The 1,347-nt window shown below is 47.7% G+C and carries 1 protein-coding gene; it reads left to right on the top strand.

From position 1 onward, the window contains the following. The first annotated feature begins 169 nt into the window (after window positions 1–169). Window positions 170–1,288, top strand: a complete 1,119-nt coding sequence (gene bchI, locus PN497_RS17345; RefSeq protein ID WP_096572098.1) for a magnesium chelatase ATPase subunit I — start codon at window positions 170–172, stop codon at window positions 1,286–1,288. Window positions 1,289–1,347: the final 59 nt, after the last annotated feature.

The following is a 1,347-nucleotide window of genomic DNA, read 5'->3' as shown; positions in this document are numbered from 1 at the left end:
GTGACTGGTGACTGGGGACTGGTGACTGGGGACTGGTGACTGGTGACTGGGGACTGGTGACTGGGGACTGGTGACTGGGGACTGGGAGGATGAATAACCCAATGCCCCATGCCCCGAAATGTGGCAAAATAGGAAGTTGTAATAAGAAAAATATTGTTAAGGTAATTTAGTGACTCCAACTGCTCAAACTACAGCAAGTGCGCGTCGTGCGGTCTTTCCGTTTACTGCTATTGTCGGCCAGGAAGAAATGAAACTGGCTCTGCTGTTAAATGTGATTGATCCTAAAATTGGTGGTGTGATGATCATGGGCGATCGCGGCACCGGCAAATCTACAACTATCCGTGCTTTGGCTGACCTGTTGCCAGAGATACCCGTAGTTGCCAATGACCCCTTCAACAGTGACCCCAATGACCCGGACTTGATGAGCGATGAAGTCCGTCAGTTAGCTGCACAAGGGGCTGAAATTCCCATAGCTCATAAAAAAGTGCAAATGGTAGATTTACCATTGGGTGCTACTGAAGACCGGGTTTGCGGTACTATCGACATTGAAAAGGCTTTGTCTGAAGGTGTGAAGGCTTTTGAACCGGGTCTTTTAGCTAAAGCAAACAGGGGTATTCTCTATGTGGATGAGGTGAACCTGTTAGATGACCATTTGGTGGATGTTCTTCTGGACTCTGCTGCTAGTGGTTGGAACACTGTGGAACGGGAAGGTATTTCTATCCGTCACCCTGCGCGGTTTGTGTTGGTGGGTTCGGGAAACCCGGAAGAAGGTGAACTGCGTCCCCAGTTGCTTGACCGTTTTGGAATGCACGCGGAAATTCACACGGTGAAAGAACCTGCTTTGCGGGTGCAAATTGTGGAACAACGGGGAGATTTTGATCGCAACCCTGTGGGATATTTGGAACAACACAAGGCGGATCAGGAAGCTTTACAGGAGAAGATTGTTAAAGCTCAGGAATTGTTACCCCAGGTGAATCTTGATTATGATCTGCGGGTGAAAATTTCTGAGGTTTGTTCAGAGTTAGATGTGGATGGTTTGCGGGGTGATATTGTTACTAACCGTGCTGCTAAAGCTTTAACTGCTTTTGAAGGACGCACAGAAGTTACTGTTGATGATATTCGTCGGGTAATTACTTTATGTCTGCGTCACCGTCTACGGAAAGATCCTTTAGAATCTATTGATTCTGGGTATAAGGTAGAAAAAGCTTTTGCTCGCGTTTTTGGTGTGGAACTTCCTGAAGATGCTACACAGAAAAACGGTACTGGTGTCAAAGCTGGTGTACGTTAGATAAGGTGACTGGTGACTGGGGACTGGGGACTGGGGACTGGTGACTGGTGACTGGGGAC

This window comes from Sphaerospermopsis kisseleviana CS-549 (genome assembly GCF_028329225.1).
Lineage (GTDB): Bacteria > Cyanobacteriota > Cyanobacteriia > Cyanobacteriales > Nostocaceae > Sphaerospermopsis > Sphaerospermopsis kisseleviana.
The sequence above is the reverse complement of the archived record's forward strand: the minus strand, read 5'-3'. Positions and strand labels throughout refer to the sequence as shown.